Genomic DNA, 26,020 nt, shown 5'->3' with positions numbered 1-26,020 from the left:
CGCACATTACCAGCGGTAGTGCGAGAAGGCGCGGTTCGCGTCCGCCATGCGGTGCGTGTCTTCGCGCTTCTTCACGGCATTGCCGCGGTTGTTGGCAGCGTCGAGCAGCTCGCCCGAGAGACGCGCCGACATGGTGGTCTCGGGACGGTTGCGGGCGGCCGTGATCAGCCAGCGGATGGCGAGAGCCTGCGCACGCTCCGGACGGACTTCGACCGGAACCTGGTAGGTCGCACCACCGACGCGGCGGCTGCGAACTTCGATCTGCGGCTTCACGTTGTTCAGGGCATCGTGGAACAGCTGGACCGGATCGGCCTTGGCGCGGGTTTCCATGGTTTCCATGGCACCGTAGACGATCGATTCAGCGACCGACTTCTTACCATCGAGCATGAGGTTGTTCATGAACTTCGACAGAACCTGATCACCGAACTTCGGATCCGGCAGAATTTCCCGCTTCTCGGGACGACGACGACGTGACATCGTTGGTATTCCTTGTTCTTTCGGGCGGGAGCGTGAGCATCACCGGCCGGTAAATCGTGTACCGTGCGGCAGAGAACGTCGGGCCCTCATGCCGCCACCAGCTTACTTCGGACGCTTGGCGCCGTACTTCGAGCGGCTCTGCTTGCGATCCTTGACACCCTGGGTGTCGAGCACGCCGCGCAGGATGTGGTAGCGAACGCCGGGAAGGTCGCGAACGCGGCCGCCGCGGATGAGCACGACCGAGTGCTCCTGAAGGTTGTGGCCTTCACCCGGGATGTACGAAATGACTTCGCGGCTGTTGGTGAGGCGCACCTTGGCGACCTTGCGGAGAGCCGAGTTCGGCTTCTTCGGGGTCGTGGTGTAAACGCGGGTGCAAACGCCACGCTTCTGCGGGTTCTGCTCCATGGCAGGAACCTTCGACTTGGCCTTCTGCGGCTCGCGACCCTTGCGGATCAGCTGGTTGATAGTGGGCATCTATACTCTTCTTTCGAAATTTGGAGTGCGATGGATCCGGGCCGAAACGCCCGGAAGACCGGATCGGCACGGACCCGTCGCACCCCGGGGTCTCCGGGCCGACGCATTTCGAATGGGAAGAGTGTGGGGTCACGCCTTGCACCAAGCCCGCCTGCCTGCGCCCGTCATCCCGGCGAAAGCAGGGACCGCTGGCCGCAAGCGCAATGCCCGCTGCACACGTGAGCCGAAAAACACTCCACCCGGACGAAATCGCCGGATTACTCTGCCACAGCCTTCCGGGAGCGCCCTCACCTTCCGAATCGGAAGAGTGAAGGCATCCATCTGGACCGATCCGCTACGGAAGCAGCGGCAAAAGCCCCGGAAATGCTGACGTGACAACGTTCAGCTCTATGTCGTTTCCTGAGGGCAAGCCCAAAGGAGATGCGCGCCCTTAGGAGATCCGGGGGTTGGGGTCAAGGAAATGCGCCACCTCTGCATGCAGCAGCGTCTCTTGGCGCCGGAATTTTTTGCATCTGCCCAGTTAGCTAGATGAAAGCTCCGACTTTGACGGAGCGGCGCTGCACGATCAGCCTGTGCGCCAACCATTGCCGGACGGGCTCGTCATACACCTTATTGACGACCAGCCCAATCACCAAGGACCCAAAGATGAACGAAAAATACCAAACCCAACGCCCAGGCAGGGATGTTGCAGCGGGTTGCATGGCAACAAGAAGATTCAGCAACGGATAATGCACAAGATACAAAGGATATGAAATTCGGCCAGCCAAAGACCAAATCGGCGATGTATGACGGGAAGAAAGCGCGAGCATCAAAACGAGTGGAAAAACAAGCGCAACCAGCGCCAGGTCGACAAGCCCGGATTTGCCTGGGAGAGCGAAACAGGCCGCCAGAACAACGGCCAAAGCGCTTAAAGGAATTGACGGACTTGCACGGGGCAATTTGCCTGATTGCCTAATGCGCCACAGCAGAACACCGATTGAAAATGGCAGCAACGTTCGAGGAATACCCACGAGGAACGAACTCTGCGTATAACCAAGTTCGATTGTTGAGACCGTTACAGCGACAATTCCTAAAGATAACATGGATATAGCTGCCAAGCGAAGCCAAGTATGGGAATTGAAGCGAAAAAGCCCAAGAGCAAAAGCGGCGTTCGCGAGGACTTCCCAAAAGAGCGACCATGACGGCGGATTGATCGGCCATAAGAAATCACCAGACCCCGATGCGAATGGCGCAGGCAGCGTAAGCATTTGCGCTAGCATACCACCAAGTAGCAAAGGCGATGCCACCCCTCCCGTAAGCATCATAACCGCGCCGCCCATGAGCGCTCCCAACGCGATCATCGGGAAGAGCCTTGCAAATCGTGTCCGCGCGAACACCCCCGCAGTCATATCTGCAGCCAGTCTCTCTTGATATGAGTGGGCAATAACGAACCCGCTAAGCAAGAAGAAGAAATCAACTCCAAGATAGCCGCGCGGCAACGTCACGAAACCAAGGAGAATCCAACCGTGCGTCGCCATTACGGCCGTCGCCACAACTCCCCGCAGTCCATCAAATGATACATAATGCCGTTGAGACTGCATGATCGACCTGCCTCTGCTCACGCGCAGGCAACACGCCGGCTTCCGTCACACCGATCTATAAGTGAGTAGTTTAGGTACCGTTACTCTGATCGCCCGCGGGCATCGTAAAATTGCCTCTCAAAACAAACCATTTTCCTACATCCCCCCGCTCACGATACACCGTCCCGCCAAGGGGAAATCAGGTCCAACAGCGTGAGCGAGGTTGCCTTATGTCCTCCACGAAACGTCCGGGCGCGCGCAGTAAGCGTCCGGCGCAGAGTCCCCTCCGCGTCTCCGCGGCTCCGCGTGAAATCTTCTGATAGCGTGGCGCTTGCCCCCTCCACCGCCTGCGGCGATCCCCCTTCCCCCAATACCAGACAAAGCTCGGGGGAGGACTTGCAGTGTGCTTCGCGGCGACCGGGGCGGCGGACTTCGCGGGTGGCGTTCTTCGAGGACGAGCCCGGCGACGACGATCCACTGCTGGGCTTTGCGCCTTATCTCCACAAGCAACCGCGCCGGAATGCGATCACGCCCGACCGGCAGCGCGCCTTCATTGCCGCCCTCGCCGCCAGTGGCATCGTCACGCAGGCGGCGCGGGCGGTGGGCGCTTCGATGGAGGCGCTCTACAAGCTGCGTACGCTGCCCGGTGCGGAAGGGTTCGCCGCCGCGTGGGAAATGGCCATCGACCGGGGCATGGCGCGACTGGAAGACTGCGCATTGGAGCGTGCGATCCGGGGTGAGCAGCGGCCGGTTGTCAGCCGGGGCGAGGTGGTGGCCACCTACACCCGCCACGATACGCAGTTGATGCTGTTCCTGCTGCGCCAGCGCCGCGCGCACCGCTATGGCGCGGATGTGGACTTGCGCCCCGGCTCGCCCGCCTATGAGCGGATTCGCGCGGAGATCGAGGCGGACGGCCCCTCGGTAGAGGAAGTGCGCGCCTCGCTCCACGCCAAGCTGGCGCGGTTTCGGGAGGAAGTGGAGGCGCGCCGGGCGCGGGAGGAGAGCGACTGAGTGCCCTCTCCATATCAGCACTCAATAGGTGACGGTGATCGTCAGCGTATCGCTGTAGCTGCCCACGGGGACGTTCTGCAGCGCCGGGATGCGACCATAGGCCGTGGCGCTGGAACTGAAGTTCAGCAGGCCGTTGAGCTGCACCTGCACGATGGACGCGCCGCCGGTGCCATCCCCCCAGACGGTGTTGTGTCCGGAGTCCGCATAGATGTTGTAATAGAGCAGGTTGCTGCCCGAAATCATGCGCCGCGCGGTGGCGCTGTTGGAGCCGCCGGTGCTGAGCGCGATGTCGGCGGTGCTGAGCACGCTGGCGACGCTGGTGCAGTTGATGGTCACCGTGGCGTTGACGTCCCTGGGGGCGGCCGCGGTCTGGTCGTAGTTGCCGAAGGCCATGGGTGTGGTGCTGACGGTGCAGGAGCAGATGCACAGCGCCTCCGCCGGTTCGGCTGGCAGGGTCAGGCCGCAGAGGGCCAGCGCGGCGGGCAGGATGCGCAGGGCTCGGCCCCGTTTGTTGGCCCCGGCTTTGAGCAAGATCTTGCGCGGCGTCATGATCCGGCGATCCGGGGTTCGGGCTGGCAGGCGGCCTCTATGGGGTGGGCCAGCACGTCGGCGGGGGCGGCGTCGCCCAGGCGGACGATGCAGTGGCCGCCCTGCCCGTCCGCGATGCGCAGCACGGCGTGGGGCGGGAAGTCTTCCAGATAGATTTCGCCGTCGTGGCCGGTGAGGGTTACGGTGGCCGGGCTGGCGGTGGCCGCCGTGGGACGGGGGCGGCCCTGCACTTCTATCACCACTTCGCGGCCGGCCTCCAGCGGGGCGCCGGCAAGGTCCACGACGCGCAGGCGCGCGGGGTGGGTGCCGTGCTTGCCGAAGGTGACTTTCACCGCCTTGCCCCAGCCAGGGGTGACGACCTGCTCCACGTCGCCCAGCGGCACCTCGATCGGGATCCTGGTGGGATCGATGCCGACGCGGTTGGCGACATAGGGGGCAAGGCCGGTGACGAGGACGTGGCCGCCGGCCCCCGCCTTGACCGCGGGCATCGGCACCGGGCGGTTTTCCAGCATGACCGCCGCGCCGGGATCGCCGGTGACGTCCACCACGGCGAAGGCGTCTCCCACCCGCTGCGTGGCGGCCAGTTCGCCGCCCGCAGCGACCAGCGCGCCGCGCGCCTCCACCCGGGTGAACAGCGCCTGCTCCCGATAGAGGCCGGCCAGTTCAAGGTCTCCGACAGCGGTGCGCAGCGTCGCCATGCCTTCCGCCCAGCCGGCGCCGTGGTTCTCGCGCCCCAGGCCCACGCGGTAGCCAAGGCCCGCGTCGGTGGGCACGGCCTTCTCGTAAAGCGCGGAGACTTGCTGGGAATCGGCGCTGAAAGACAGGTGGCGCGTGCGGCCCAGCGGCAGGGTGACCATGCCGAACAGCCAGTCCGACCGGCCATCGTCGCCGCTCTGCCGCTGCGCGCCGAGGCTGACGAACGCGTCGCCCAGCATGATCGAATAGCTGGCGGAGGCCAGCGTGCTGCGCGAAGCGCCGGTGCGGGTGGAGAGGTAGCCGAGGTTGACCGAGCCCGCGCGCCCCATCGCCAGGCTGCCCGAAAACGCCAGTTCGCGCCGCGCGCCAAGGGTGGTCCAGGGGTCGCCCACCTGGCGATAGTCGGCGCTCATCGCGCGGTAGCTGGCGGTGAGGCCATAGGCGCGGGTCAACCGCTGGGCCTGGACCTGTAGCAAGGTGCCGGTCCGCCCCTCGCTGCTGGAGAGGGCACCGGCAAGGCGGATCTCGCCCAGCGGCTGCACCACCAGCTGCCCGCCGAAGCCACCCACGCTCACCCCCCCGCCGCTTTCCAGCCGGCTCTCCAGCGTGAGGGTCGAAGTCAGGCCATAGCGCAGGGATGCCGCGCCGAAGGCTGCGCCGTAATCGAAGCTGCGAATGCCGTAATCGCGCCGCAGCAACCCGCCCTCCAGCGAGAAATCGGCCAGCACCGCACGCAGTTGGGACGTGCTGGCGTAGAAGCTGCGCGTCACCACGCGCTGATTGCCGGCAATGTCGCGCACGATCATCGTCACGTCCCCGGCGCCGCTGAACTGCGGGCGGTAGGCATAGCTGAACAGCCCCGGCTCCACCGCGAAGTCGCGCACGCCCTCCCGCGCGGCCAGTTCGACGGTGGACGGCAGCGCCGACCCGCCCTGCAGCACCGGCAGCGGATAAGTGAGGCGCGAGGGGTCGAGCGAGAAATCGGTGCCGATGCGGATGCCACCGAAGCGCACCGGCTGGCTCCATGCCGATCCGTGGCCCAGCGTATCGCCCACCACCAGCCGGATGCGCCGGCCGGGAAAGTCCAGCGTATAGGCGGTATCCAGCCGCACGTTCGGCGTCCGTCCCGTGCCGACGAGACCGGTGGCCGCCAGCACGCCCCACCCGCCCGAGACCCCGGCATCGAGCAGCGCGGAGAACGCGGTGGTCCGGCGATCCTGCGTGAAGGTCAGGTCATAGTCGATATAGGCCGCCGGGATCGACCGGCTGACCGCCACCGCCGCGTCGGGCGGTCCCAGCCGCACCGGGGCATAGCGTTCCGCCGAAACGTCCAGCAGCAGCAGCGTCCCGCTGGCGTCCAGCCGGGCGGACACCCCCGGCACATCGTCCAGCGCGACGTAATCCTCCCCCGCCAGACTGGTCGCAACCGCGTGGCCCGGCCCTTCGGCGGGCATCGGAACGCCGCAGGCCGGCAGGTCGGCCTGTCGCAGCAGCAGGCGCCGCCCGATCACCAGCAGCAACCCGTTGCAACCGCGATCCTGCCCGTTGACCACCACGCCGACGGGCACCGGTATCGGCTCTGGCACTGGCATCGGCTCTGGCACTGGGGCTGCGACGGAGTCCGGCGCATCGCCGGAGTTTTGCGCGCGCGCCGCCGGGGCCGAGAGCGCCGACACGGCAGCCGCAAGCATGAGGGCATGGCGCGGGGACACCTGGGATCGGCCATGGCGCCGCTCAAGGGCCCGCGCGCGAGCGCAGGTCGAGCGGGCCGTCGGGCGTGGTGGCGCGCACGGATTCGGGCGCGCCGGCAAAACCGGCGGGCAGCGCCACTTCCATGCGCCCGCCAGCCAGCACATAGAAGCTGCGCTTGATGACGGCGCCAGAGCCGCCCCCACTCGCGCGCCCGCTGCCAGGCCGTGCGGTCAATTCCAGCGAGAGCACTTGCGCGTGGCGCTGGCCCCGGTTCTCTATCACCAGCACCGGCCCGGCCGATCCGGAAGAGAGCGGGCCGGCCCCCGGCGCGTCACCGATGGACCAGACGAGATCGGGCCGCGCATCGGCCGGTGTGCGGAAGACCGGCACGCTGATCCGCAGCAAGGTGCGAATGCCGCCGTTCGCAGGGCCGGGTCGCGGCAGTTCGTCCAGCACCATGCGCCAGCTCTCCTCTGCTCCGCCAGTGCCACCACTCGGTTCGCCGCCCGGCCCGCCGACTTCGCGCGCGGGCGGCAACCCGCAGCGCACCAGCCGATTCTGACCGGCGCCCAGCGTCACGATGGTGGGATTGACCTGAAAGCCCGCGTCTTCGCTCAGCACGTCCGCGCCGGCGGCGTCCTTGGACCAGGCATAGCCGCGCACCTGCACCGATACCGGGGTGACATCGTCGTTGGTGATGGTCAGGCTGCAGAACCGCGCATCCGCCGCCACTTCCACCCGGATCGGCATGATCCGCAGACTGCCCGCCGCCGCCGGTGCGGCGATGCCGATAGCCAGAAGGGTCGCCGCGATCAGGGCCGAAACCGGAGCAGCCGGTCGCCGGCGCATCAGTAATTGACCGTGACCGTGACCGTATCCGTGTAACTGCCCGCAGGCACGTTCTGCAGCGCGGGAATCCGCCCATAGACGGTGAGCGTACCGGCCGCCGTGGTGGCGGTGACAGAGCCCGGGGTATCGGTGCCCGGCGTGTTGCCCCAATTGTTGGTGCGGCCGGAATCGCGATAGAGCGTGTAGTTCAGCGCGTTGGCGCTCAGCAGCATCTGCCGGGTGGTCACGGTGGCGCCGCTGGTGGTGCCGGCATTGAGCCCCACGGTATAGACGGTGCCCGTGGTGCAATTCACCGTGATCGTGCTGGTGGCATCGAGCGGAGTCGACGACAGCGGGTTGTAGTTTCCGAAAGCCAGCCCCGTGGCGGTAACGGTGCAGGATGGCTGAACCGTCGCCGTGACGAGGAAGGTGTTCTGCGCGGTGGCTGCCTGCGCGCCGTGGGGCAAGGCAAAAGCAAACGCGGTTACCGCAAACGTCAGGAATTTAGCCTTGCAAACCTTTGCACAAAGCCGCTTCCGACGCATGGCGAATTGAAAGGCAAGATTTTCCATGACTTCGATTATCGCCGAAAATCCTTGATACCGGCTGGCTGGGTACCCTGCGGATTCTACCTAGTTTCCAGCATTCCCCGCGACTTGAAGGGTTAAGAGCGCGGGTTTGGAAAACGCCCGTCCGGGCGTTTCACATGCGGCGCCGGCCTGCTTGCCAGCGGCACCGCCCCCCGCTCCCCCCCGCCCCTCCCCATTTCGAACTACCGATCCACCCAGCCGCCGCTTGCGGGTATTCCCTGATTTCACCCTTCCGGTCCGCTCCCCAAAATCGGCTTGAACAGGGGAGCTTCCCGTACATGTCCCATCGATCGACCTTCGCCCCCCCGATCCCGGTGACTCCGGAAAACTTCCTGCGCGCCGAATCCGATCGCTATTTCACCGCCGTTGCCGTGCGCGACGGCGGCTTCGGCAAGTTCAGCCACAAGCGGGAGCTTTCGCCCATCGATCGCCAGAACGTGATCCGCCAGAACCGCGACACGCTCTATTCGGCGGCCGTCTTCGATCTGGAGGCGGGGCCGGTCACGGTGACGCTGCCCGATGCCGGCGGCCGCTTCATGTCGTTGCAGATCATCGATGAGGATCAGTACGTGCCGGGCGTCTATTACGACGCCCTGCCGCATCGGCTGGTGCGGGAAGAGATCGGCACGCGCTATGCCATGGCGGCGGTGCGCACGCTGGTCGATCCCGAAGACCCGGCCGACCTTGCCAGGGCCCGCGCGCTGCAGGATGCCATCCGGGTCGATCAGATCGACATCGGCAGCTTTGCACCGCCGACCTGGGACTACCAGAGTCAGGACGAAGTACGCGACGCGCTGCTGACGCTGGCCCGGCACATGCCCGATACCGGCAAGGGCTTCGGCCCGCGCGGCACGGTCGATCCGGTCCAGCGGCTGATCGGCGGCGCCGCGGCCTGGGGCGCCAACCCGCCCGGGGATGCGATGTACGTCAACGCCACGCCGACGCGGAACGACGGGCAGACGGCCTATCGCCTGACGGTGAAGGACGTGCCGGTGGACGCGTTCTGGTCGGTGATCGTCTACGACGCCAAAGGCTTCATCCCCGCCAATGGCCGGGGCGTCTATTCGTTCAACAGCCTGACCGCCGGCAAGGATGCCGATGGATCGATCACGATCCGGTTCGGTGGGGAGGATACCGGCGGCAATTGCATCCCGATCGCGCCGGGCTGGAACTACATGGTGCGCCTCTACCGCCCGCGTCGCGAAATCCTGGACGGATCATGGAGTTTCCCGATGGCGCAGCCGATCGACTGAGCGCGTGCGTCGCTGGCGGGGCTGCCGATGACCGGATTTAAGGGTTAGCTGCCGCTCCGGGGCCAGCGCAGCGAAGCATATTTCTTTGGTGTCGATTGTGAGCGGTAGCGCCCACCCGGACGGTAAGGCGGCAGTAGATCAATCAGCCGCTCCAGCCCACGGATCATCAAGCGATAGAACAGAAAGTCGACAGTCAGCAGCGCCACGATGACGGCTGCACCAATAGCGACCGTAGCTGTCACGCTCAAAGCCAATCTCCCGCTGAACGCCCCTACATACCTTCATAGCGTTACGTGCGCTATGTTGGCGGCTCCGGAAGGGCGGGTTCTGGATTAAAATCGCGCAATCCTGCCATTCCGGTTTCGGGAGCGCGGCTGAGTCCCGCCTATCACTGGAAGGGGTGCCGACCGGGCGGACACGGGGCGGAGGAAGTAATAGCTGCCATCCGAAGCCAACGGTGCCTTTGGAATAAACCGATCGGGTGAGCGGCGTCGCAGCGTACCTGACCGCACTCAATTAGGCTGATGCAGATACGGAGGGTGGTGAATACGGAACATAATAAATGACTGGTATGGGTAATAGAATTCTAATTCTGGCGTCCACCCCCATCGACTTCGCGTTCTGTTCATGAGATTTTGCGGCGGCGTAGTCACCTCGAGACAAGCAGATGTGGTACAAGGCAAAACGCTTTATGTATCCCGCAAGACTGCCATCCAATTCTTTCGCCTCAGCGTAGATACCGGATAGTCCTCGAATAGAGTTCGAAGCATCGTTATTATCGAACAACATGTAAGCATGCAACGCTCTAATCAAAAGCCGATCGTTGACGTTATCGACGGATTCCTCATAGCGCAGGAGCGACTCCAAGTCATCCGACCTATAAATCTCCATCAGCTCACGAAAAAAACGTCGACGAGCCCGAGAATATCTTGAAAACCACCACATCATAACCCCCTTTAGAAACTTCTCATATATTCGTTTCGCAATTGATGTGGTGCGTTTGATCTACATTGCAAGATATCAGCACTATTACGGTGCGGTCCGGTATGGCCGGTTCCGGGAGCGAATGGAGCTTACTGAATGGCGGCGATGGGGCGTTTTCTGCCCGGCCGGTTCGGGATTAAGCTCTGGCAATCCTGCCATTCCAGTTTTCGGTATCGTGGCCGCGCGCCGCCTTTGGCCGGGAGTTCGGGAAAGCGGAGCGCGCTGGCCCACCCCGCTGCGACTAACTCCGCTGCGCTCCGTAAGTCTCGCGACCCTCCCGCTTGCGGGAGGGTGGGGCTGCTCCGGGTCTCGTCATGCGCGCTGACGCTCCCCTCCCGCAGGCGGGAGGGGTTGGGGTGGGCTTTCACGACTTCCGCGATCAGATGCTCAGCAAGGGCGAACCCGGCTTCTTCCTGCCTCAAGGTTCGAATTGCCGGGAACCACTTTCACGCGCTTGTTTCCGCCAAGCTGGCGGAGTTGCTGCGGGGTGGCGATCTCGCAGATGCGGCCGCCGTCCTGTCCGCTGCCGTAACCTTCCAGCATGTAGACGGCAGCACCGTTATCGCGGCGATAGAAGCCGTTGGGCCAGCGGCAGCCGCCGGTGTTCCGGCCGTTCAAACGCAGGCGATCCACTTCCCGCACTTGATTGAAACCGCCGAGCATCTTCATCTGCTCTTCGTTCTGCACGCCGCAGTACCGGTTCCTCTCATACTGGTAATAGACGGTACGGTCCCGCTTCTCGCGGTAGAAACCTTCGCCCTGGCCGTAACGGCTGTCGTTCCGGTTATCATTCCTGTTATCGTAGCCGTTGTTGCCATATTGCCCCGCGGCCGGAACGGCGAACGCGGCGAACGATACGATGGCGGCAAAGATGGTCACCCTGCGCATGACATGTGCTCCCTTGGAACCCATGCGCAGGCTGGCATCCGGCGGCGGAACGGTCAACCGGCCATCGCGCCCAGGACCAGCCGCACTTCCAGCCCACCGCCCACCGCGTCCGCCAGTTCGACGCGGCCGTCGTGCAGTTTGGCCACCGCCTCCACCAGGGCAAGGCCAAGGCCCGATCCGGCCACCGCGCGCGTGGGGTCCAGCCGGCCGAAGCGTTGGAGCGCGGCTTCGCGCTGCACCGCCGGAATGCCCGGCCCATCGTCGCGCGCGCCCAGCACCACATGACCGTCCTGACGGAAACCGAACAGCGTGATCCGGCTGCCGCCCTCGGCATATTTCACCGCATTGTCGATCAGGTTGCCCAGTGCCTGCACCATCAGTTCGCGGTGGAGCAGGCAGGTCAGCGCCGCCGGCGCCTCGGCCGAGAGGGTGAAGCCTTCATCCTCCGCATAGGGTTCGTAGAGCGCGGCAAGGTCTTCCAGGAACGGGGCCAGCGCCGTCTGTTCGAAACGCTCGCGGCCGATGCCCGCCTCTGCCCTGCCGATCTGCAGGGCGGTCGTCAGGATGCGCGTCAACGTATCGGCTTCGGCCAGCGCGCGGTTCATCGCCGCTTCCGCCACCGGGTCGCGCGCCTCCACCGCCGCCTGTTCCAGCGCGGCGCGCAGGCGCGTGACGGGGGAGCGCAAGTCGTGCGCCAGCCCTTCGGCCACCACGCGCAATTCGCCCACCAGCGTCTCGATCCGGGCGAGCATCACGTTGATCTCGCCCGCCAGCTCGTCGAAAGCGTCGCCCGAACCGTCCAGCGGCACGCGCGCGTCGAAAGCGCCGCTGCCGACGCGGTGCGCGGTCTGCGCCATGTCATGCACGCGCCGCCCCACCAGCCGCGAGGTCAGCACCGCCACCAGCGTGGTCAGCGGCAGCGCCAGGAACAGCGCGGCGAACAGCGCCTGTTCGAAACTGCGCTGAAGCTTCAGGTCGCGCCCGGTCTCGACACCCGCCAGCAGGGTCGATCCATCGGGCAGGCGCACCTCGGTCAGCATCATCTGTTCGGGCTGGGGATAGTCGCTGCGGTAGAGCGTGGTGGAGAACCAGTCGCCCCGCTGGTCGCCGCGCGGCGGCAGTGCGTCCAGATTGCCGGTCACGCGCTGGCCGTCCGGCGCGGTGAGCAACATCACCGGCGCGCGCCGCCCTTCGGCGCGCAGGCGGGTGTCTATGGTGGTGCGCAGGCCCGCCAGCCCGCCATCCTCGAACGCGGCGAGCAGATCGTCGCGCAGATCCTCCACCAGCGCGTGCTGTTCGTCGTGCACGCTCTGCTGGCTGGAAATCCACACGAAGGCCAGCACGCCGCCGGTGGCGACCAGCTGGAACAGCACGACCGGAACGAACAGCCGGAACGAGGTGGAGCGCAACAGCCGCGCCACCCGCCGCCCGGTCCTGCCGGCGCCCTTGTCGCTCAAGCCGAGAGGCCCAGCCGATACCCCGCCCCGCGCACGGTATGGAGCAGCGGGCTGGCCCCATCCTCATCCAGCTTGCGGCGCAACCGGCTGACGTGCACGTCGATCACGTTGGTGCCTGGGTCGAAGTGATAGTCCCACACCGCTTCCAGCAGCATCGTGCGCGTCACCACTTCGTCGACATGGCGCAGGAAGTATTCCAGCAGGCGGAATTCGCGCGGTTGCAGGTCGATGGTGCGGCTGCCGCGCTTCACCTTGCGGGCCAGCAGGTCCATTTCAAGGTCGCCGCAGGTCAACCGCGTCTCCACCGCCGGCTGGCTGACGCCGCGCTTCACCAGCAGGCGCACGCGGGCCAGCAGTTCGGCAAAGGCGAAAGGCTTGGTGAGATAATCGTCCGCGCCGCTGGTCAGCCCGGTCACCCGATCGTCGGTCGATCCCAGCGCCGAAAGCACGATCACCGGCGTCTCGATCCCGCCCGCGCGCAGGGCGCCCAGTACCGACATGCCGTCCATCTGCGGGATCATCCGATCCAGCACGATCGCGTCGTACGTGCCGTCGCTGGCCAGGAACAGCGCATCGCGCCCATTGGCCGCGCGGTCGACCACGAAGCCTTCCTCGGCAAAACCCTTCACGATGTAGATGGCGGTGGCCTCGTCATCCTCGACCACCAGCAGCTTGTGCCCCATGCCTTGCTTTCCCGCTTCCGCCAGCATTGAACGCTCCCGGCAGATCAGGGATTGCCGGCCTGCGGCGTACCGGCAAGGTCGATCCTGCGGACCGCCCCCAGATGCACCACGTCCAGATGCATAGGCTGCCGTCCGCGCTCAGACAACTCCTGCGCCAGCGAACCGAACGAGGTGGGCCGCCGCCCGTCGACGTGGACGATGCGATCGCCCACCACCAGCCCGGCATGTTCGGCATTGCCGTCCGAACGGACCGAGGTGACGACCAGCCCCGGCTTGCCATCGGGCAGATCGTCGGCAGTGAAGTCCAGAACGCGGCGGCTGGCCTCGTCCCGCGTGGCGGTATCGTGCACGGCAGCGGCATCGGGCGCAATCAGGCCGAAATGGTGCTGCGCCCAGAGATCGCCCCAGGTCAGCGCGCCGGTCACGACCAGCAGCGCCCCCAGCATCGGCAGGAGGTCCAGCACGCGGTTCTTGGCGTCGGAGTCTCTATGGGTGTCGTCAGCTTCGGTCATCAAACGGAAAAATCCACGCCTCCGATACGCGATGGTCGATACGCGAAAGTCGGCGGCTCAAGCACACCCTTGCCCTTACGTATCGCAGTGCCGGGTGCGATTGTCACATTAAGGAAATTCCATGTTCGCTCCACGCTGCGGCAAGGACCGTTGGCGCAGGGGTGCAGCATGAACAGGGCTGCAACATTTCAGCGAAAGAGCCGCAGGAAAGGGCGTTACGCGCTTGTCGCGATCATGGTGATCGTGCTGGGCGTGATCGGCTGGCTGACCTGGCTGGGCGCGTTCGACGCCAGCCCCTTCCGCCAGCTTCCCGCGCGCGGCGATGCCCGCAAGGACTATGCCGCCGTGCTGATTTCGGGCGACATGGGCCCGCGCGCCGGCATGGGCGCCCCGGTGGCGCAGGGCCTTGCCGAACACGGCGTCGCCACCGTCTCGGTCAATTCGCTGAACTATTTCCGCGTGCGCCGCACCCCCGCCGAAGTCACCGCGATGATGGGACAGGCGATCCGCAATGCGATGGCACTGGGCCATGTCGACAAAGTGGTGGTGCTCGGCCAGTCGTTCGGGGCGGACATGGTGCATGTCGGCCTGGAGAACCTGCCGGCCGATTTGCGCACCCACGTTTCGCTGGTGGTGCTGACGGTGCCCACGCGCACGGTGTTCCTGCGCGTCTCTCCGCTGGAATGGCTGGACAAGACCACGCCGGACGCGCCCGCCATCGCCACCGCCCGCAAGCTGGACTGGGTGCCGGTGGTCTGCATCCGCGGCGCGCAGGAGACCGACAGCCTCTGCCCGCTGCTGCACCTGCCCCGCCTGACGCAACTCGCCCTGCCCGGCGATCACTACCTGGAACACGACGCCGACCGGCTGTTCACGACCCTGCGCACCGTGATCGCCGGCCATTTCCAACCCGCCAAGAGCCTGAATTTCCCGGAGTCCACTGCATGATCCGCCGCATGACCACCCCCTTCCGCGCCCTTTTCCTGGGTCTTGCACTGGCGGCCGTCGCTCCGGCCGGAGCGGTGCCCACGGTGGCGCGCCCGGCCGCGCTCAACCCCTATGGCCGCTGGCTCAACCCGGCGGGCGATGTGGAGGTATCGGTCGCGCCCTGCGGTTCGCTGCTGTGCGGCACGGTGACATGGGTGGGCGGACAGGCGCTGGCCGATGCGTCGGACGCGGGCGTGCAACACCTTGTGGGCACCCAGCTGCTGCAGGGTTACCGCCGCCAGGACGCCGGCAACTGGCAGGGCCAGGTCTTCGTGCCCGACATGGGCTCCACCTTCTTCTCGCGCATTCACCAGCCCGATGACGGCCATCTGAAGATCAGTGGCTGCATCCTGCACGGCCTGCTCTGCAAATCGCAGATCTGGACGAGACGATAAGCGAGCGAAACCGACGGGATGCGACTACCGTGACGACGCCGATGCAGAAACGCCTGACGCAGCTGAAACCGCTGGCCCACCGGCTGGCGGTTCCCGCGCAACTGGCGCTGGCGGCGATGGTGCTGCTGCTGGCGGGGATCTGCCTGCATCACATGGCAACCCGGCTGAACCTTCATGCGGTGCTGCATGATGCGCAGGCCCTGCCCGCCTGGCGGCTGGCGGCGGCGCTGGGCTTCACGGCGGCCAGCTATCTGCTGCTGACGATCTACGACGTGATGGCCCTGCGCGCGATCGGCAAGCCGCTGCCGTGGCGCAGCGCGGCGCTCGCCTCCTTCACCAGCTATACCCTCAGCCACAATCTGGGCTTCGGCATCATCACCGGCGCCGCCGCGCGGCTGCGCGTCTATGGCGCGCGCGGCCTGACCGCGGGAGACGTGGCACGGGTGACCGCAATCGCCGGGGTGACGTTCTGGACCGGGGTGCTGGCATCCGGCGCATTGGCGCTGCTGGTCCATCAACGGCCGCTGGTGGTGGCGGGCCACGTCCTGCCGCTGTCGATGCAGCACAGCGTCGGCGCCGGCCTGCTGGCGCTGCTGGCGGCGGTGGCGCTGGCCGGGAAGCGCTGGCACCTGCCCGGCCCCGCCGGCATGGCGCGCATGACCATGGTGGCGCTGGCCGATATCGGCGCCGCCTGCGCCGCGCTGTTCGTGCTGCTGCCGCCCGTAGTGTCTCAGGCCGCGCCCGCGCTCTATGCGCCGCTGCTGCTGGCCTATGTCCTGGCCATCGTCGTCGCACTGGTCAGCCATGTGCCCGGCGGCCTTGGCGTGTTCGAGGCGACGGTGGTGGCGCTCTGCCCGCAAGTGCCGCCGGGCATGTTGCTTTCGGCGCTGCTGGTCTATCGCATCATCTATTACCTGCTGCCGCTTGCAGTCGCGCTGGTGCTGCTGCTGCATCACGAGCACGCCCGCTGGAAGCGCCCCGCGGGCCTTGCGCTGAAAGCGGGTGAGACGATGCTGACTGCGCTGGCCCCGCGCGTCATCGCCCTTCTGGTGTTCCTGGGTGGCGGCGTGCTGCTGCTCTCGGGCGCGACGCCGGCGCTGCCCGAACGCATGGCGGCGATCCGCGGGCTGGTGCCGCTGCCCTTCGTCGAAGCCAGCCAGATCGCCGCCAGCCTTGTCGGCACCCTGCTCTTGGTCTTGGCCCCGGCGCTCTATCGCCGGCTGGACGCCGCTTTCCTGCTGACCCGCGCGCTGCTGGTGGCGGGTGCGGTATTCTCGCTGATCAAAGGGCTGGACTATGAGGAGGCGCTGACCCTGCTCGCCGTCGCCGGAGTGCTGCAACTGGCGCGCAAGGGCTTCTGGCGGCGTACCGCGCTGACCACCGACGTGATGAGCGCCAACTGGATCCTGGCCATGGTGGCAACGATCACGCTGGTGATCGTGATCGGCTACTTCACGCAGACATTCCCGGCCTATCGCGACAGCCTGTGGTGGAAGTTCGCCTGGTCCGGCGACGCCTCGCGCTACATGCGCGCCAGTTTCGCGACGGCGGTGGCAACCGGCGCCTTCGTGGTGCTGGCCCTGCTGCGCCCCTCCAGCCACTGCGCGCGCCCCGATGAGGCGCCGGTGGACGTGGACGAGGCGCTGACCCACGCCGTCCGCTCCGAATCGATGCTGGCGTTGACGGGGGACAAGCTGTTCCTGGCCGGGCCGGACAACCGCAGCCTGCTGATGTACCAGGTGCGCGGCCATTCGTGGATCGTGATGGGCGATCCGGTGGGCGAGCCTGCCGACTGGCCCGAACTGCTCTGGCGCCTGCGCGAACGGGCGGACGCCAACCAGGGCCGCGTGCTGCTCTATCAGGTGACGCCGGCCGTGCTGCCCATCGCCATCGACATGGGCCTGCAACTGATGAAGTACGGAGAAGAAGCGCGCGTGGACCTCGCCAGCTTCTCGCTGGACGGCCCCGCCGCCCGCCCCTTGCGCCACGCCATGCGCCGCGCCGAGCGGGAGGGCGCGGAATTCGCCATCGTCCCCGCCGCGCGCGTACCGGCGATCATGGGCGAATTGCGGCTGGTCTCCGACGAATGGCTCCACGCCAAGGGCCAGCGTGAGAAAGCCTTCAGCGTCGGTCGTTTCGACGAAGCCTATATCGCCCGCTGCGATATCGCCGTGGTCCGCCGCGAAGGCGCGATCGTCGCTTTCGCCAACCTCTGGAAAACCGCGGGTCGCGAGGAACTTTCGGTGGACCTGATGCGCCACCGCGCCGAAGTGCCCTATGGCTGCATGGACTTCCTGTTCACGCGCCTGATGCTGTGGGGCCGCCAGGAAGGATACGCCTGGTTCAACCTCGGCCTGGCCCCGCTCTCCGGCATCGAGGCCCGCCGCCTCGCCCCGACCTGGGCCCGCGCCGCCGGCATGCTGTTCCGCCACGGCGCCGCGTTCTACGGCTTCGAGGGGCTACGCAACTACAAGGAGAAGTTCGCACCCGTGTGGGAACCCCGCTTCATCGCCTGCAGCGGCGGCGTGGCGACCGGCCGCGCCCTGCTGGACCTGCAAGCGCTGATCGGCGACGGGCGTAGCGTGGGCCGGCTGCGTGGGGGGCAGCGGAAGACGGCTTCGTGAGCCTAAACCCTGCGCGCTGAAACCCCGAAACGGATCGAGCGGCCTCTTGGGAGCAAGCTCCCCAACCCAACCCCCGTCGCCCCCGCGAAGGCGGGGGCCCCGCTTCCGGCAACCTCACGTCCACCCGCAAGAGAAGCGGGATCGCCGCCTTCGCGGGGATGACGGGTTGAGGGAACGGAGAAGCTACTCTGCGGTCCATTCATCCGGAGAGCGGCCAGACGTGCCCGATGGCATATGCACTTTACCCAGGGCAATCATGGCGATGACGGGAAAGCCTGCCTTGGCCAGCACGGGACCAAGCGGCAGCACCTTGAACACCATCAACGGCGGAACCATCAGCCCCAGCAGCAATATGATGTCATCTGGCTGCGACCAGTTGATGCCCAAGCCGCCGGTTCCCAGCAGGCTGCCGACGATCCACGCCGGCTTCCACCGCAGTGTCTTCGACCTGACGATCGCAACGATGGCCCACCCGCTCAAACCGATGGAAGCCAGCGCAAAAGGAATGAAAATCAGCTGATAGATCGTCATGAGCCCCCTCTCCTGTCGCGCCGGGCTAGAGGCGAACGAAGGCGGTGGCAAACGGCATCTTCGCCGGCCTGTGCCAGGGCAAAGGACTTCTCCACTCCACCCGCCGCGCCGGCGGTTGTCCCCCACCGCGACCTGCCGCTAGTGTCGCCCCGCAAAACCCCACGCACCGGACCACGAATGACCGTCATTGCCGCCCAGCTCTACCACAACGGCCGCTCGGCCGAGTCCGTCTCGCTCGAAAGCTGCCCGCCGATGCGGCAGGACGGAGACTTCGTGTGGATCGGCCTCTACGAACCGACCGAGGCCGAACTCCGCTCGGTCCAGAAGACCTACGGCCTGCACCCGCTGGCGGTGGAGGACGCGCTAAAGGCGCACCAGTTGCCCAAGGTGGACGTTTACGGCGACCAGCTTTTCGTCGTCGCCCGCACCGCGCATCTTGAGGACGACACGATCGTCTACGGCGAAACCTCGATGTTCGTGGGCGAGCATCACGTGATTTCGGTCCGCCACGGCTCGGCGCGCGCGCATACCTCGCTGCGTGCGCAGCTGGAGGCGGCGCCGACGCTGCTGCAGCACGGGGTGGACTATGTGCTGCACGCGATCCTCGACTTCATCGTCGACGGCTATCTGCCGATCGTCGAGACCATCGAGGAGGAAGTGCTGGAGATCGAGCGGCAGGCGCTGGACGCCTTCCTCGATCGCGAGCAGGTCATGCGCCTCTTCGCGCTGCGCCGCGAACTGATCCGCTTCCAGCGCGTGCTGGGGCCGATGGGCGAAGTATGCAGCAAGCTGGTCCACCTGGACATGCCGTTCCTGGACGCGGCGGTGAAGCCCTATTTCAGCGACGTGTTCGACCATGTGCGGCGCGTGGAATCGATGGTGGCGAACTTGCGCGAAGTGCTCACCTCGGTCTTCGAAGTCAGCCACCTGCTGGAATCGCAGCGCCAGAGCGAGATCACCCGCCAGCTTGCCTCCTGGGCGGCAATCCTGGCCGTGCCCACGGCGATCGCCGGCATCTACGGCATGAATTTCGAGAATATGCCCGAACTGCACGCCCGTTACGGCTACTTCATCGTGATGGGCGTGATCCTGGTGCTGTGCAGCGGGCTCTACGCCTGGTTCCGCCATACAAAGTGGCTTTAAGCGATTGGCAGCGCATGAAATGGCTCCGGGCGGACCGACCCACCCGGAGCCATCAGGGGACACCCTGAAAAAACACCCCAAAGCCGGACTGGTTCCACCCCGGTGAGACCCTTTCCGCCGGCCAAAAACCCCAGCTTGCCCCGCTGTTAGAAATCCTCACTCCATTATTGCAATTGGTTATCATTAGCTACAACCCGCAAGACCAAGGAGTGAACCATGCATCCATTCGCGGCGACAACCGCGGCAAACCCGCGCAGTTTGGGGCGTTTTCGGCCTGCGACGCAGCGTGGCCGGCGCGCACGTGCGCCGAATGGGCAGGCAATCCGTGCATTCCCAAAGGTTCCACCCCGCCAAGGCGCCCCGGGGCGCGGCCATTTTCGCCTTGCCATGCCGCTAATGACAGGTCATTCGCGCGAACGGTTTCGACTCACGCCGATGGATGGGCGCATCATTGGCGAGGACGAGGCGATCCTGTTCGGCCTGCGAACCAGACGGTTCGCGCGGCGACTTCACGCCCTGTAGTACAGGGTCAGCCGCCCCAAGAAGACCGCCGCCGACAGTATTACCCGGACACAGCATTTTTTCCGAAGGATTCGATAGTAATGAGCGATAGCGCCGCCGATACGGCGACCCTGACCCCCACCGGCGCACTGACGGTTGAGGAAGTGCTGTCGGTCCATCACTGGAACGACCACCTCTTCAGCTTCAAGATCACCCGCCCGTCCACCTTCCGTTTCCGTTCGGGCGAGTTCATCATGATCGGCCTGCCGGGCGACAACGGCAAGCCGCTGCTGCGCGCCTATTCGATCGCCAGCCCCGCCTATGCCGAAGAACTGGAATTCCTATCGATCAAGGTGCCGGACGGTCCGCTGACCTCGCGCCTGCAGAAGATCCAGCCGGGCGACCAGATCTACCTCGGCCGCAAGCCGGTGGGCACGCTCGTCGCCGACGCGCTGCGCCCGGGCAAGCGTCTGTTCCTGTTCTCGACCGGCACCGGCCTGGCGCCGTTCCTCAGCCTGGCCCGCGATCCGGACATCTATGAGCGTTTCGAGCAGATCCTGCTGGTCCACTCGGTCCGCCGCGTCAGCGATCTGGCCTTCCGCACCGAACTGGAAAGCCAGCTGGCCGACGATCCGCTGATCGCCGACGAGGCGCTGCTGCAGTTCCACTACCTGCCCACCGTCACGCGTGAGGATTTCCACACGCAGGGCCGCATCGGCACCATGATCGAGGACGGCCGCCTGTTCATCCCGCAACTGCGCGGCCCGGCCAAGCTCGATCCCGAGAACGACCGCATCATGCTCTGCGGTTCGATGGCGATGATCCGCGAGTTCGAACACAGCCTGGAAGCCATGGGCTTCGAGGAAGGTTCGAACAACAAGCCGGGCGACTTCGTGATCGAACGCGCTTTCGTCGACTGATCGGCAGCGGTTTCAAAGACAAGGAAAGGGGCGCAGCGATGCGCCCCTTTTTCTTTGCCTGATGAGGGGGAGCGGAGCCTTTCGCTGCCGCCCCGCCCTACGTCTAACCCAAACATTCCGTCGCCCCCGCGAAGGCGGGGGCCCCGCTTTCTTGAGATTCACGCGGAGACGCAGAGATATCGCGCCGAGTCTGACACCTCTGCGTCTCCGCGTCTCTGCGTGCTTTAAAAAAGAACAAGCGGGATCCCCGCCTTCGCGGGGATGACGAGGGGGTGTGGCGAAGTCGTTTCGGGAGGCGCCCCCTAAGGCAGCGGATGGCGCCGCTAAGCCCGCTCGCCGGTCACCTTGGCGGAGCCGAACATCCCCATTTTGCACTTGCCGGTGATGGCATCGCCGCTGATTTCCAGATCGTACTTCAGCGTGATCTTCATCGGCTTCTCGACCTTGAGGTCAAACTTCAGCCGATTGCCCTCCACGGTTCCGCCGGCGAAGTCCTGCCGTCCCTCCGGCGCGGAGAGATAGCCGCTGAGCACTCCGGCCGAGACGTCGAAGTGCGCCAGCATCGCCTGCGGCCCCATCGGCGTCTTCAGCACCATGTTCCAGTCTCCCTCCGGCCCCGCCGAGGACGCGGGTGCCTCCGCAACCGGCTCCGGCTCCGCCACCACCGGCGCTGGCGCGGCCGGTTCGGCCCGCACCGGCTCCGGCGCGTGCACGCCCGAAACGTCGCGCTGTTCGATCACGTCAAGGATGCGCGCCGGGGTCAGCGGCAGGACCACGTCGCCCAGTTCGCCGAAGGGTGAGAGGGCATCGGCTATGGCGTTCACCAGAGTCGGCGGCCCGATGATCGCCCCGCCCTCGCCCACGCCGCGCATCCCGCCGATCGTCTTCGACGGGGTGTTGGCATGGACGAATTCGAATGTCGGCACATCGCTGATGGAGGGCAGCATGTAGTCCTTGAACGTCGCCGCCTGCGGATTGCCGCGCGCGTCGTAGGGCATCTCTTCCAGCAGGATCATGCCGATCGCCTGCGCCAACCCGCCGGAAATCTGCCCTTCCACCACCGCGGGATTGATCACCGTCCCGCAGTCCTCGGACGAAATCCAGCGCAAGATCTTCACGAAGCCGGTCTCCGCATCCACGTCCACCACGGCCAGATGCGTGGCGCTGGTGAAAGTCATCGGCGGCGGCTGGTAGCGGAACTGCATTTCCAGCCCGCTTTCGAACCCGGCCGGCAAGCGGTCCGGCTCGCCATAGGCAATCGCGGCAATCTCCGCGAGCGGGCGAGCCATTTCCGGCGCGCCTTCCACGCGGACCATGCCATCATCGATGACGACGCTCTCCACATTGGCGTTGAGCAAGTGCGCGGCGAGCGCGCGCACCTTGTCTGCCAGCATTTCCGAGCAGCGGATCGCCGCGCCGCCCGCGATCACGCCCTGCCGGCTGCCCGCCGCGCCCGGGCTGAAGCCGCCGCGCGTGGAATCGCCCTCGAACACCGAGACATCTTCGTAGCGCACGCCCAGTCGATCGGCGATGCACTGGGCCATCGTCGTCGCGGTGCCGTGGCCCTGCGAATGGGTGGAGAGCGTGGCCGTGACCTTGCCGGTCGGCTCGATCCGCACTTGCGCCAATTCGCCCGTCATCGGCGCCATCGAACCGGCCGATCCGGTAGGCTCCACATAGGATGCCACGCCGACGCCCAGATAGCGCCCCTGCGCCCGCGCCGCCATCTGCTCGCGCCGGAACGCGGCCATGTCGAAATGGTCGAGCAGCTTTTCCAGGCACTCGCCCGGCGTGATGTCATCCAGTGGGATGCCCATGCCGGTCACGGTCGGCTGGTCGGTCAGGTAGACCAGATTGCGCCGGCGGATTTCCACCGGATCGATGCCCAGCTGCCGCGCCGCGCGGTCCAGCAGGGTCTCACGCGCCAGCGACTCCATCGCCCAGGGGCCGCGATAGGCGGCAAGGCCGTTGGTATTGGTGTACCAGCCGCGCGAAACGAAGGCGTAGGCAGGCACGCGATAGGCCGCCCAGACGAACATGTGCACGGCGATGTTGCTATCCGCACCCTGCGGAAACGCGCCGTTGTTGCAGTCATAGATGCCGTGCGATCCGGTCAGCCGCCCTTCGGCATCGAACCCGGCCTGCAAGGTCATCTCCGCCTCGCGCGCCTGGTTGGAGGCGGTAAGCGCCTCGTACCGGTCCTCGATCCACTTGAGCGGCTTGCCCAGCAGCAGCGCGGCAACGATCACCGCGCTCTCTTCCTTCCACGGGTGGTTCTTCAGGCCGAAGGCGCCGCCCACATCCTTGGCGATCACCCGGATCGCGGTATCGGGCAGGCCCAGCGCCAGGCTGACCCAGCGGGCGACCAGATGCGGGCTCTGGCAGGTGATCCAGAGCGTCAGCTCCTCCGGCCCATCGCGCGAGGCGACGACGCCGCGCGTTTCCATCGGCGATTGCGAGATGCGCTGGTGGACGATCCGGTGTGACAGGCGCAGCGTGGAGGCGGCGAGCTTGTCCTCCAGCTCGTCCTCGATCTCCTCGTCCCCGATCTCGGCCGCGACATTGCTGTCCATGCCGGGATGGATCGGGCCGGCGGCCTTGGCCTGGGCGATGGTGACGACGGGGTCGAGTTCGGCGTAGTCGATCTCCACCAGCGAGGCGGCGTCTTCCGCCATCGCGCGGGTTTCGGCGACCACCATGACCACCGGCTCGCCCGCGTAGGAGACGTGGCCGTCCGCCAGCGGGGTGATCGGGATCTCCGCCTCGGTAAAGAAGAACGAGAGCAGCTTGATCGGCCGCGCGGCAAGGTCCGCCATCGTCAGCACCGCGTGGACACCGGGCATATCCCGCGCGGCTTGCGTATCGATCGAGACAATCCGCCCTCGCGCGATGGGACTGCGCGCGAAGGCGACGTGGAGCATACCCGGCAGCGATACGTCATCGACGAACTGGCCGCGCCCGGTCAGCAGGCGCGGATCTTCCTTGCGAGGGACGCGCTTGCCGATCCAGCGGGTGGCGCCGAGGTTGGAGTTCGGCGCGTTCATTCGGCCGCTCCCGCGCCCACGGTGCCCTCGGCCAGCGCCTTGGCGGCGCGGCGGATGCCCTGATAGCCGGTGCAGCGGCAGATATGGCCGCTCATCACCGAGACCAGCGAATCCTCGCTCGCCCTTTCCTCACCGCCGGTCAGCGCCGCGAAAGTCATCAGCACGCCCGGGGTGCAGAACCCGCATTGCAGCCCGTGCGCTTCCCGCATCGCCTGCTGGACCGGGTGAAATGTGCCATCCGGCGCGGCAAGGCCCTCCACCGTGGTCACGTTGCAGCCATCGGCCTGCACCGCCAGCATAAGGCAGGATCGCACCGCGCGGCCATCGACCATCACCGTGCAGGCGCCGCAGACACCGTGTTCGCAACCAAGGTGCACGCCGGTGCACCCTGCATCGAGCCGCAGGTAATCGGCCAGGCTGGTGCGCGCCTCCACGGTAGCGGCGCGGTGCTGGCCGTTGAGCGTCAGGTCGATCGCATGGTCGCTCATGCCGCCTCCTTCAGGGCAAGCGCTTCCCGCAGGCAGCGCGCGAAAATGCGGCGACCGACGGTGCGGCGGTATTCGGCGCTGGCATGATGATCGTCGAACGGGGCGGTGTCCGCCACCGCGAGTTCGGCCATGGCCTTGGGATCGAGTGCGGCCAGTGAGGCGCCGGTCAGCGCCGCTTCCGCCTGCCGCATCCGGATCGGCGTGGGGCCCATGCCGAACCAGGCGAGGCCCGCGCGGGTCACCGTGTCCCCCTCCACCACCGCGGCGCCGACCATGCCGGCCAGCGCGAAGTCGCCCGGCCGCTGCGCCACCTCTCGGAACAGCACCACATGCCCCTCCGGCCAATCGGGATACGTAATGCCGGTCAGCAATTCGTCCGGCTCCAGCGCGGTCATGTAAGGGCCGATGTAGAAGTCCGGCGCCTCGACCATGCGGGTGCCGCGCACCGAGGCGATCTCCAACCGCGCGCCCAGCGCCACGGCAGTCGCGGGCATTTCCGCCGCCGGCTCGCCCAGCGCGATGGAGCCGCCCACGGTGCCCCGGTTGCGCGTCTGGTGGTGGCCGACATGGCCCAGCGCCGTGACCATCGCCGGCAGATGCCGCGCCAGCACCGGGTCGGCCAGCGCATCGGCCTGCCGCGTCATCGGGCCGACGCGGGTGCCGCCCTCTACACGGCTGACGCCCTGCAAGACGGGGATCCGGCCGATATCGACCAGGATGAAGGGCTGGCTCATCCGCAAGTTCAACAGCGGCATCAGCGTCTGACCACCGGCGATCACCGTGGCCCCGCCACCCGCTTCGGACAGGATGCGGCAGGCGTCCGCCACCGTGCCGGGCCGCTCGTAATCGAAAGGTGCGGGCTTCATCGCCGCCCTCCCCGCCGTCCGGCCTCGAACGCGGCCGCAGCGGTGACGATCAGCAAAACCAGCACCACCAGCATCTCGGTCCGCAGATGCGCCGCGCCCAGCAGGAAACCGGCCACCACCGCCAGGATCAGCGCCGCCACCCAGCCCCACAGGCCGCCGGGTGCCGCCCCTGTAGAAATGGAAACAGGAACGGCACCGGCCGCAGGTCCCCCGACCGCCGCGACCGGTGCCGTCGCCCCTTGTCCGGTCGACATGCTTGCCTTCCCCCCGGAAGCAACCACATCGCCGAACTTTGCGAAGAACTTGCCGGCCAGGTTCTTCGCAGTGGCATCGATGATCGGTCCCCCGAGCTGGGCCATGCGCCCGCCGACTTCCGCATCGACCTCGTAAGCGATCAGCGTGCCCCCGCCCGCTGCATCGCTCAAACGTACTTTCGCGCCGCCTTTCGCCGTTCCGGCAACGCCCCCGTTGCCCGATCCGGTGATCGTGTAGCCGTTCGGCGCGTCCAGATCGGACAGTTCCACCGCGCCCTTGAACCGCGCGCCGATGGGGCCGATCTTCACTTCCGCCGCCGCCACGAAGCGGTTGTCGCCATCGCGTTCGAGCGACTGGCAGCCCGGAATGCACTGTGCGAGCACGGCCGGATCGTTCAGCGCTTCCCACACGCGCTGGCGCGGCGCTGCAACCTGCTGCTCGCCCGTCATCTGCATCCCGCGCTCTCCCCCGCTCGGCCGTGTTCTTCTGTCGGTGGCGGATTGAACGCGATCTTCCCGCCGCGCGCAAGACTTATGAGCGTTGCTGTATCTTATTCCCCGGGGCGATGACTGCGCCGCCTCGGTGGCGATCCCCCCGCGCTGCCACTACCACT

24 protein-coding genes are annotated in these 26,020 nt (G+C 66.4%); 7 read left to right on the top strand and 17 right to left on the bottom strand.

Going from position 1 to position 26,020, the window contains the following annotated elements; translation table 11 throughout:
• Positions 1 to 6: 6 nt before the first annotated feature.
• The 3 genes from rpsG to WBP06_RS01730 all read right to left on the bottom strand — a co-directional run bounded on the left by rpsG (position 7) and on the right by WBP06_RS01730 (position 2,531).
• Positions 7 to 477, bottom strand: coding sequence for a 30S ribosomal protein S7 (rpsG, locus tag WBP06_RS01740; protein WP_395331251.1), 471 nt, complete (start codon positions 475 to 477; stop codon positions 7 to 9).
• Between the two features lie 102 nt (positions 478 to 579).
• Positions 580 to 951, bottom strand: coding sequence for a 30S ribosomal protein S12 (gene rpsL / locus WBP06_RS01735; RefSeq protein ID WP_007682177.1), 372 nt, complete (start codon positions 949 to 951; stop codon positions 580 to 582).
• 524 nt (positions 952 to 1,475) lie between these two features.
• Entirely contained in the window at positions 1,476 to 2,531 is a 1,056-nt protein-coding gene (locus WBP06_RS01730) for an acyltransferase family protein (protein WP_395331247.1), read from the bottom strand.
• Positions 2,532 to 2,948: 417 nt separating this feature from the next.
• Between WBP06_RS01730 and WBP06_RS01725 the strand changes: the two genes are divergently transcribed.
• Positions 2,949 to 3,521 carry a hypothetical protein gene (locus tag WBP06_RS01725; RefSeq protein ID WP_395331243.1) on the top strand — a complete coding sequence of 191 codons (573 nt, stop codon included), beginning with the start codon at positions 2,949 to 2,951 and terminating at the stop codon, positions 3,519 to 3,521.
• Positions 3,522 to 3,542: 21 nt separating this feature from the next.
• On the opposite strand, the gene WBP06_RS01720 is transcribed toward WBP06_RS01725, so the two are convergent.
• The 4 genes from WBP06_RS01720 to WBP06_RS01705 form a co-directional block, all read right to left on the bottom strand.
• Positions 3,543 to 4,070, bottom strand: a complete 528-nt coding sequence (locus WBP06_RS01720; protein WP_395331241.1) for a spore coat U domain-containing protein — start codon at positions 4,068 to 4,070, stop codon at positions 3,543 to 3,545.
• Positions 4,067 to 6,352, bottom strand: coding sequence for a fimbria/pilus outer membrane usher protein (locus WBP06_RS01715; protein ID WP_395331239.1), 2,286 nt, complete (start codon positions 6,350 to 6,352; stop codon positions 4,067 to 4,069). Before WBP06_RS01715 ends, WBP06_RS01720 begins: the two co-directional genes overlap by 4 nt.
• A gap of 148 nt (positions 6,353 to 6,500) precedes the next feature.
• On the bottom strand, positions 6,501 to 7,307 hold the full coding sequence (locus tag WBP06_RS01710) for a molecular chaperone (protein WP_395331237.1): 807 nt from the start codon (positions 7,305 to 7,307) through the stop codon (positions 6,501 to 6,503).
• Positions 7,307 to 7,753 (bottom strand): spore coat U domain-containing protein, encoded by a 447-nt coding sequence (locus WBP06_RS01705; RefSeq protein WP_395331235.1) that lies wholly within the window; start codon positions 7,751 to 7,753, stop codon positions 7,307 to 7,309. The genes WBP06_RS01710 and WBP06_RS01705 overlap by 1 nt, the downstream gene beginning before the upstream one ends.
• Before the next feature lie 401 nt (positions 7,754 to 8,154).
• Here WBP06_RS01705 and WBP06_RS01700 point away from each other — a divergent pair, with 401 nt between their 5' ends.
• A complete protein-coding gene (locus tag WBP06_RS01700) occupies positions 8,155 to 9,129 on the top strand; it encodes a DUF1254 domain-containing protein (protein WP_395331233.1) in 975 nt (324 codons plus the stop codon).
• A gap of 44 nt (positions 9,130 to 9,173) precedes the next feature.
• Here WBP06_RS01700 and WBP06_RS01695 read toward each other — a convergent pair whose 3' ends face one another.
• The 5 genes from WBP06_RS01695 to WBP06_RS01675 all read right to left on the bottom strand — a co-directional run bounded on the left by WBP06_RS01695 (position 9,174) and on the right by WBP06_RS01675 (position 13,653).
• Positions 9,174 to 9,377: a hypothetical protein gene (locus tag WBP06_RS01695; RefSeq protein WP_395331231.1), complete on the bottom strand. Its 204-nt coding sequence runs from the start codon at positions 9,375 to 9,377 to the stop codon at positions 9,174 to 9,176.
• A gap of 1,123 nt (positions 9,378 to 10,500) precedes the next feature.
• On the bottom strand, positions 10,501 to 11,001 hold the full coding sequence (locus tag WBP06_RS01690) for a hypothetical protein (RefSeq protein WP_395331229.1): 501 nt from the start codon (positions 10,999 to 11,001) through the stop codon (positions 10,501 to 10,503).
• Positions 11,002 to 11,054: 53 nt separating this feature from the next.
• A complete protein-coding gene (locus WBP06_RS01685) occupies positions 11,055 to 12,458 on the bottom strand; it encodes a sensor histidine kinase (RefSeq protein WP_395331227.1) in 1,404 nt (467 codons plus the stop codon).
• Positions 12,455 to 13,141 carry a winged helix-turn-helix domain-containing protein gene (locus WBP06_RS01680; protein WP_395331225.1) on the bottom strand — a complete coding sequence of 229 codons (687 nt, stop codon included), beginning with the start codon at positions 13,139 to 13,141 and terminating at the stop codon, positions 12,455 to 12,457. Before WBP06_RS01680 ends, WBP06_RS01685 begins: the two co-directional genes overlap by 4 nt.
• Before the next feature lie 44 nt (positions 13,142 to 13,185).
• Complete coding sequence (locus WBP06_RS01675) at positions 13,186 to 13,653, bottom strand: PDZ domain-containing protein (protein WP_395331223.1); 468 nt, start codon at positions 13,651 to 13,653, stop codon at positions 13,186 to 13,188.
• A gap of 168 nt (positions 13,654 to 13,821) precedes the next feature.
• Between WBP06_RS01675 and WBP06_RS01670 the strand changes: the two genes are divergently transcribed.
• The 3 genes from WBP06_RS01670 to mprF are packed head-to-tail and all read left to right on the top strand — an operon-like array spanning position 13,822 to position 17,659.
• Positions 13,822 to 14,601, top strand: a complete 780-nt coding sequence (locus WBP06_RS01670) for an AcvB/VirJ family lysyl-phosphatidylglycerol hydrolase (RefSeq protein ID WP_395331221.1) — start codon at positions 13,822 to 13,824, stop codon at positions 14,599 to 14,601.
• 8 nt (positions 14,602 to 14,609) lie between these two features.
• On the top strand, positions 14,610 to 15,035 hold the full coding sequence (locus WBP06_RS01665; RefSeq protein WP_395331219.1) for a DUF2147 domain-containing protein: 426 nt from the start codon (positions 14,610 to 14,612) through the stop codon (positions 15,033 to 15,035).
• 29 nt (positions 15,036 to 15,064) lie between these two features.
• Complete coding sequence (mprF, locus tag WBP06_RS01660) at positions 15,065 to 17,659, top strand: bifunctional lysylphosphatidylglycerol flippase/synthetase MprF (protein WP_395331217.1); 2,595 nt, start codon at positions 15,065 to 15,067, stop codon at positions 17,657 to 17,659.
• A gap of 183 nt (positions 17,660 to 17,842) precedes the next feature.
• On the opposite strand, the gene WBP06_RS01655 is transcribed toward mprF, so the two are convergent.
• On the bottom strand, positions 17,843 to 18,190 hold the full coding sequence (locus tag WBP06_RS01655; RefSeq protein WP_395331215.1) for a hypothetical protein: 348 nt from the start codon (positions 18,188 to 18,190) through the stop codon (positions 17,843 to 17,845).
• 177 nt (positions 18,191 to 18,367) lie between these two features.
• Between WBP06_RS01655 and corA the strand changes: the two genes are divergently transcribed.
• Entirely contained in the window at positions 18,368 to 19,333 is a 966-nt protein-coding gene (corA, locus tag WBP06_RS01650; RefSeq protein WP_395331213.1) for a magnesium/cobalt transporter CorA, read from the top strand.
• A 602-nt stretch (positions 19,334 to 19,935) separates the two neighbouring features.
• The gene (locus tag WBP06_RS01645) at positions 19,936 to 20,754 is read left to right on the top strand and encodes a ferredoxin--NADP reductase (protein WP_395331211.1); all 819 of its coding nucleotides are present in this window, start codon (positions 19,936 to 19,938) and stop codon (positions 20,752 to 20,754) included.
• Between the two features lie 323 nt (positions 20,755 to 21,077).
• On the opposite strand, the gene WBP06_RS01640 is transcribed toward WBP06_RS01645, so the two are convergent.
• The 4 genes from WBP06_RS01640 to WBP06_RS01625 are packed head-to-tail and all read right to left on the bottom strand — an operon-like array spanning position 21,078 to position 25,862.
• Entirely contained in the window at positions 21,078 to 23,798 is a 2,721-nt protein-coding gene (locus WBP06_RS01640; RefSeq protein WP_395331209.1) for a xanthine dehydrogenase family protein molybdopterin-binding subunit, read from the bottom strand.
• Positions 23,795 to 24,286 carry a (2Fe-2S)-binding protein gene (locus WBP06_RS01635; protein WP_395331207.1) on the bottom strand — a complete coding sequence of 164 codons (492 nt, stop codon included), beginning with the start codon at positions 24,284 to 24,286 and terminating at the stop codon, positions 23,795 to 23,797. Before WBP06_RS01635 ends, WBP06_RS01640 begins: the two co-directional genes overlap by 4 nt.
• Entirely contained in the window at positions 24,283 to 25,152 is an 870-nt protein-coding gene (locus WBP06_RS01630) for an FAD binding domain-containing protein (protein WP_395331205.1), read from the bottom strand. The genes WBP06_RS01635 and WBP06_RS01630 overlap by 4 nt, the downstream gene beginning before the upstream one ends.
• A complete protein-coding gene (locus WBP06_RS01625; RefSeq protein WP_395331203.1) occupies positions 25,149 to 25,862 on the bottom strand; it encodes a CoxG family protein in 714 nt (237 codons plus the stop codon). Before WBP06_RS01625 ends, WBP06_RS01630 begins: the two co-directional genes overlap by 4 nt.
• Positions 25,863 to 26,020: the final 158 nt, after the last annotated feature.

It is taken from the genome of Novosphingobium mississippiense (assembly GCF_044029535.1).
Taxonomy (GTDB): Bacteria; Pseudomonadota; Alphaproteobacteria; order Sphingomonadales; family Sphingomonadaceae; genus Novosphingobium.
This window is presented reverse-complemented; position numbering and strand designations above follow the sequence as displayed.

Coding starts and splice junctions, on each gene's coding strand:
- rpsG (WP_395331251.1), bottom strand. CDS start 477: ATGTCACGTCGTCGTCGTCCCGAGAAGCGGGAAATTCTGCCGGATCCG.
- rpsL (WP_007682177.1), bottom strand. CDS start 951: ATGCCCACTATCAACCAGCTGATCCGCAAGGGTCGCGAGCCGCAGAAG.
- WBP06_RS01730 (WP_395331247.1), bottom strand. CDS start 2,531: ATGCAGTCTCAACGGCATTATGTATCATTTGATGGACTGCGGGGAGTT.
- WBP06_RS01720 (WP_395331241.1), bottom strand. CDS start 4,070: ATGACGCCGCGCAAGATCTTGCTCAAAGCCGGGGCCAACAAACGGGGC.
- WBP06_RS01710 (WP_395331237.1), bottom strand. CDS start 7,307: ATGCGCCGGCGACCGGCTGCTCCGGTTTCGGCCCTGATCGCGGCGACC.
- WBP06_RS01700 (WP_395331233.1), top strand. CDS start 8,155: ATGTCCCATCGATCGACCTTCGCCCCCCCGATCCCGGTGACTCCGGAA.
- WBP06_RS01690 (WP_395331229.1), bottom strand. CDS start 11,001: ATGCGCAGGGTGACCATCTTTGCCGCCATCGTATCGTTCGCCGCGTTC.
- WBP06_RS01680 (WP_395331225.1), bottom strand. CDS start 13,141: ATGGGGCACAAGCTGCTGGTGGTCGAGGATGACGAGGCCACCGCCATC.
- WBP06_RS01675 (WP_395331223.1), bottom strand. CDS start 13,653: ATGACCGAAGCTGACGACACCCATAGAGACTCCGACGCCAAGAACCGC.
- WBP06_RS01670 (WP_395331221.1), top strand. CDS start 13,822: ATGAACAGGGCTGCAACATTTCAGCGAAAGAGCCGCAGGAAAGGGCGT.
- WBP06_RS01665 (WP_395331219.1), top strand. CDS start 14,610: ATGACCACCCCCTTCCGCGCCCTTTTCCTGGGTCTTGCACTGGCGGCC.
- WBP06_RS01655 (WP_395331215.1), bottom strand. CDS start 18,190: ATGACGATCTATCAGCTGATTTTCATTCCTTTTGCGCTGGCTTCCATC.
- corA (WP_395331213.1), top strand. CDS start 18,368: ATGACCGTCATTGCCGCCCAGCTCTACCACAACGGCCGCTCGGCCGAG.
- WBP06_RS01645 (WP_395331211.1), top strand. CDS start 19,936: ATGAGCGATAGCGCCGCCGATACGGCGACCCTGACCCCCACCGGCGCA.
- WBP06_RS01640 (WP_395331209.1), bottom strand. CDS start 23,798: ATGAACGCGCCGAACTCCAACCTCGGCGCCACCCGCTGGATCGGCAAG.
- WBP06_RS01635 (WP_395331207.1), bottom strand. CDS start 24,286: ATGAGCGACCATGCGATCGACCTGACGCTCAACGGCCAGCACCGCGCC.
- WBP06_RS01630 (WP_395331205.1), bottom strand. CDS start 25,152: ATGAAGCCCGCACCTTTCGATTACGAGCGGCCCGGCACGGTGGCGGAC.
- WBP06_RS01625 (WP_395331203.1), bottom strand. CDS start 25,862: ATGCAGATGACGGGCGAGCAGCAGGTTGCAGCGCCGCGCCAGCGCGTG.